This is a genomic window from Mycolicibacterium vaccae NBRC 14118 = CIP 105934 (assembly GCF_001552715.1).
Classification (GTDB): domain Bacteria; phylum Actinomycetota; class Actinomycetes; order Mycobacteriales; family Mycobacteriaceae; genus Mycobacterium; species Mycobacterium vaccae.
This window is the reverse complement of record NZ_BCRS01000264.1, coordinates 1-4,576: the sequence shown is the minus strand read 5'-3', so window position 1 is coordinate 4,576 and position 4,576 is coordinate 1. Positions and strand designations below refer to the sequence as shown.

4 protein-coding genes and 2 pseudogenes are annotated in these 4,576 nt (G+C 71.6%); 4 read left to right on the top strand and 2 right to left on the bottom strand.

Annotated elements, in window-relative coordinates:
- Window positions 1–856, top strand: a pseudogene (locus MVA01S_RS28715) (DEAD/DEAH box helicase); the annotation flags it as partial.
- A gap of 53 nt (window positions 857–909) precedes the next feature.
- Complete coding sequence (locus MVA01S_RS28710; protein ID WP_003933512.1) at window positions 910–1,701, top strand: DUF4333 domain-containing protein; 792 nt, start codon at window positions 910–912, stop codon at window positions 1,699–1,701.
- A 16-nt stretch (window positions 1,702–1,717) separates the two neighbouring features.
- On the opposite strand, the gene MVA01S_RS28705 is transcribed toward MVA01S_RS28710, so the two are convergent.
- Window positions 1,718–2,698 carry a 5'-3' exonuclease gene (locus MVA01S_RS28705; protein WP_003933511.1) on the bottom strand — a complete coding sequence of 327 codons (981 nt, stop codon included), beginning with the start codon at window positions 2,696–2,698 and terminating at the stop codon, window positions 1,718–1,720.
- A 115-nt stretch (window positions 2,699–2,813) separates the two neighbouring features.
- On the opposite strand from MVA01S_RS28705, the gene MVA01S_RS28700 reads away from it, so the two are divergent.
- The gene (locus MVA01S_RS28700; protein ID WP_003933510.1) at window positions 2,814–3,944 is read left to right on the top strand and encodes a M24 family metallopeptidase; all 1,131 of its coding nucleotides are present in this window, start codon (window positions 2,814–2,816) and stop codon (window positions 3,942–3,944) included.
- A gap of 4 nt (window positions 3,945–3,948) precedes the next feature.
- Here MVA01S_RS28700 and MVA01S_RS28695 read toward each other — a convergent pair whose 3' ends face one another.
- A complete protein-coding gene (locus MVA01S_RS28695) occupies window positions 3,949–4,362 on the bottom strand; it encodes a F420-dependent biliverdin reductase (RefSeq protein ID WP_003933509.1) in 414 nt (137 codons plus the stop codon).
- Between the two features lie 34 nt (window positions 4,363–4,396).
- Here MVA01S_RS28695 and MVA01S_RS28690 point away from each other — a divergent pair.
- A pseudogene (locus MVA01S_RS28690) lies at window positions 4,397–4,576 on the top strand (oxidoreductase); the annotation flags it as partial.

Sequence of the window (4,576 nt, the reverse complement as noted above, 5' to 3'; positions counted from 1 at the left end):
CGTTCCGTCGGCGCGCAGCCGGGGCGGCGGCGCGCAGGACGAGCCGGACGTGGACCCGGAACTGGGCGCGTTGCGGAAGCGGCTGCGCGCCCACCGGGCGCACGGCATGCCCGACCGGGAGGACCGGGCCCGCATCGCCGAGCGCTACCTGCGGATCGAACGCGACAACGAGCAACTGCGCAAGAAGATCGCCGCGGCGACGAACTCCCTGGCCCTGACGTTCGACCGGATCGTCGCGCTGCTCACCGAACGCGGCTATATCGCCGAACGGACCGCCGGCAGCACCGAGGACGGGGGCCCCGTCGCCGATGCGCCTGTAGTCACCGACGACGGCAAGCTGCTGGCCCGGATCTACAGCGAGTGCGACCTGCTGATCGCCGAATGCCTGCGCACCGGCGTGTGGGAGGGCCTCGACCCCGCCGAGTTGGCGGCCGCGCTGTCGGTGGTGCTCTACGAATCGCGCCGCGACGGTCCCGGCAACCGAGCGGGTGACGGTTCGGACATCCCCACGGGCAAGCTGCGCCGCGCGCTGAATCAGACGCAGCGGCTGTGGTCGCAGCTGCGCGCCGACGAGCAACGCCACCGCATCGCGCCGAGCCGGGAACCCGACGACGGTTTCGCGGCGGCGGTGCACCGGTGGGCCTGCACAGGCGATCTCGCATCGGCGCTGGCGGCGTCGGACACCACGGGCACCGGCGTGTCGATGTCGGCGGGTGATTTCGTCCGCTGGTGCCGGCAGGTGCTCGATCTCGCCGACCAGGTCCGTGCCGCGGCGCCGTCAGCTACGTTGCGGGCAACCGCGAAACGCGCCATCAACGACATTCGGCGCGGCGTCGTAGCTGTTGATGCCGGGTAGTGTGTGGTGCCAGCAGGGCTCCGGCACACCAGCCCCGATGAGCAAGGAGAGAAATGAGCGGACCGCAGGGATCCGACCCGACGCAGCCGTGGCCGGGTCAGCAGCCTGAGCAGGGCACGGATCAGCCGGCGGGCGAATCGGCGGCCAACCAGGGCTGGCAGCCGCCGACTCCGGGCGCCGGCCAGCAACCCGAGCAGCAGTCGTGGCAGCCGCCGGCGTACACGCCGCAGCAGTACCCGCAGTACCAGCAGCCCGGTCAGCCGCCGGCGTATCCGCCGCAGCAGTACCCGGGTGAGCAGTACGGTCAGCAGCCCGCCGAGTACAACCCGGCCGGCTACCCGCCGCCCGGCCAGTACAGCCAGCCCGGCGGCTACGGCCAGCCGTATGGCCAGCCCGGTCCCTACGGCCAGCCGGGCCAGTACGGTCAGCAGCCCGGTCAGCCGGGTCAGCCCGGTCAGTACGGCCAGTACCCCGGCTACCCGGCCCCCGGTGGCGAGGACGGCTCGAAGCGGTCGCTCGCGGTCGTCGGCGGAGTGGTCGGTGTGCTCGCCGCGATCGTCATCGCCGCGGTGCTGGTGCTCGGCTTCTGGAAGCCCGGGTTCTTCGTGACCACCAAGCTCGACGTGAACGCCGCCCAGAGCGGTGTGCAGCAGATCCTCACCGACGAGAGCAACGGCTACGGCGCCAAGAACGTCAACGACGTCAAGTGCAACAACGGCGTCAGCCCGACGGTGAAGAAGGGCGACACGTTCAACTGCGAGGTCAGCATCGACGGCACCAAGCGGCAGGTCACCGTGACGTTCCAGGACGACAACGGCACCTACGAGGTCGGCCGCCCGAAGTAGGCGCGCTCGGCGCTTGTCAGAGCTTGTCCAGAGCGGCCTGCAGGCGCCCGATCGACGACGACACGCCGTAGCGCTCCGCCAATTCCGCCACTTTGCGGGGGTCGCGGGCGGCCAGCGGCAGGTCGTCGCCGTCGGTGGAGAACGAGACGTCGGCGTCGGTGGCCACCCGCACCACCGGGGCCGCTCTCTCGATGTAGTCAGCGGCGGCCACCAGCTTGGTGCGGTGCGACTTCGGCAGTCTCGACGCCGGATCCTGGGCCGCGGACACGATCTGCGCCAGCGATCCGTGCTGGGCCAGCAGCGTGGCCGCCGTCTTCTCCCCGATGCCCGGGACACCGGGCAGCCCGTCGGACGGATCCCCGCGCAGCAGCGCCAGCTCGGCGTAGGCAGGTCCGGCACGGTCCACCGGCACGTTGTAGGTTTCGGCCACTTCGCGTGGCCCGTACTTGATCGCCTTGGCCAGCCCGCGGCCCAGGTAGAGCACCCGGACGGGGACCGGCTCGTCGCGCACCAGCTGCAGCAGATCGCGGTCGCCGCTGACCACCACCACCGGGTCGCGGCTCTCCCGTTCGGCCAGCGTGCCGAGGACGTCGTCAGCCTCGTGGTGCGCGGCGCCCGCGGTCGCGATGCCGAACGCGTCGAGCATCTCCATGATCATGTCGACCTGCGGGGTCAGCTCGTCGGGCACCTCCTCGACGTCGATTGGCAGGTTCGCTTCCTCTGCCGGGAGCACCACCCGGTGCGCCTTGTACGACGGGATCAGGTCGACACGCCACTGCGGCCGCCAGTCGTCGTCGCGGCACACCACCAGCCTGCGGGGCCGTTCCCGGGTGATCACGGTCGAGACCGCGTCGAGGAAGCCGCGCAGCGCGTTGACCGGCCTGCCGTCCGGTGCGGTGATCGACGACGGGACCCCGAAATACGAGCGGAACCACATGCTCGCGCCGTCGAGGAGTACCAGCGGGGCTTCATTGGACGTGCGGGCCATGCCGGCCATCCTGCCAGGTCACCTTTTCCCGGCGAGCAGACACGAACTCGCATGCTTTCGAGGCGATTCGTGCGAGTTCGTGTCTGCTCGCGGGGAGATCGGCTCGCGCACTAGCCTGAACGACATGACCGGCGCCCGTTTCGACACCGACGTGTACGCCCGACGACTGCGCGCGGCGGCGGCTGCCGCGGCCGACGCCGGCCTGGCGGGCCTGGTGATCACCCCCGGTTACGACCTGCGGTACCTGGTGGGTTCGCGGGCACAGACCTTCGAGCGGCTCACCGCGCTGGTGCTGCCCGCCCAGGGCGACCCGACGATCGTGGTGCCGCGGCTGGAACTCGCCGCGCTGAAGGACTCCGCCGTGCCGGAACTCGGTGTCACCGTGCGGGATTGGGTTGACGGTGACGATCCCTACCGGCTGGTCGCCGATGCCTTCCCGGGCGCCGGCCCGCTCGCGGTCGCGGTCACCGATTCGATGCCTGCGCTGCACCTGCTGCCGCTGGCCGGGGTGCTGGGCGCCGTGCCGGTGCTGGCCACCGACGTGCTGCGCACGTTGCGGATGGTCAAGGACCCCGCCGAGATCGACGCGCTGCGCAACGCCGGCGCGGCGATCGACCGTGTGCACGCACGGGTGCCGGAGTTCCTGGTGCCCGGCCGCACGGAAGCCGACGTGGCCGCAGACATCGCCGAAGCGATTGTCGCCGAAGGGCATTCAGAGGTCGCGTTCATCATTGTCGGGTCGGGCCCGCACGGGGCCGACCCGCACCACGAATGCTCGGACCGCGAGCTGCGCGTCGGCGACGTGGTCGTCGTCGACATCGGCGGCCCCTACGACCCCGGCTACAACTCCGACTCCACGCGGACCTACAGCATCGGCGAACCGGATCCGGAGGTGGCGCGCCGGTACGCGGTGCTGCAGCGGGCCCAGCGCGCCGCGGTCGACATCGTCCGGCCAGGGGTGACCGCCGAACAGGTCGACGCCGCCGCGCGGGACGTGCTGGCCGCCGAAGGCCTGGCCGAGGCGTTCGTGCACCGGACCGGGCACGGTATCGGGCTGTCGGTGCACGAGGAGCCCTACATCGTGGCTGGGAACGCGCTGCCGCTGCAGGAGGGGATGGCCTTCTCCGTCGAGCCGGGCATCTACTTCCCGGGACAGTGGGGCGCGCGCATCGAGGACATCGTGATCGTCACCGGCGACGGCGCCGAGCCGGTGAACCACCGGCCGCACGACCTGGTCGTGGTGCCGGTGCGCTGACCGGTCAGGCCTCGCTGCGGTCGAGCAGCGCCGAGGACCCGAGCACCCGGTCGACGCGCACCTCGATCACGACGCGCTTCGGGTTGGGCCGGGGGGTGCGGTAGCGCTGGGCGTAGCGCCGTTCGGCGTCGCGCACGGACTCGCTGTCGGTCTTGACCGTCGCCTTGCCCTCCAGGGACAGCCAGCGGGCCCCGTCGACCTGGCTGAGCACCGCGACCCCGCGATGCTCGGCGTTGACGGCCTTCTGGGAACCACCCGAGGTGATGACCCGGGCGATGTGGGTGGTCGGGTCGAAGGTGAACCCGACGGCGACCACGTGCGGGGACCCGTCGGCCCGCAGTGTCGTCAGCATCGCGAGGTGGCGCTCGGAGAGGAACGCGAGCGCGTCGTCGGTCAGTCGGGTCGTCGCCTTGGCCATTGGGTCCACGCTAGCGCAGGCGATAATCAGCGCCGTGAAGGACACGAGCGGCGCAGGCCGCGGATCGGGACCGGTGGTCATCTTCGGCGGTCGCAGCGAGATCGGCGTGGAGCTGGCGCGACGGCTGGCGCCGGGCGCGACGGTGGTGCTGGCCGCGCGGCGGCCCGGCGAACTGGACGCGGAGATCGCCGCGCTCGAACAGGCAGGCGCGGCC

What these genes read in the sequence shown, in the direction of transcription:
- MVA01S_RS28710 (WP_003933512.1), top strand. Translation starts at nt 910, where the DNA reads ATGAGCGGACCGCAGGGATCCGACCCGACGCAGCCGTGGCCGGGTCAG.
- MVA01S_RS28705 (WP_003933511.1), bottom strand. Translation starts at nt 2,698, where the DNA reads ATGGCCGGCATGGCCCGCACGTCCAATGAAGCCCCGCTGGTACTCCTC.
- MVA01S_RS28700 (WP_003933510.1), top strand. Translation starts at nt 2,814, where the DNA reads ATGACCGGCGCCCGTTTCGACACCGACGTGTACGCCCGACGACTGCGC.
- MVA01S_RS28695 (WP_003933509.1), bottom strand. Translation starts at nt 4,362, where the DNA reads ATGGCCAAGGCGACGACCCGACTGACCGACGACGCGCTCGCGTTCCTC.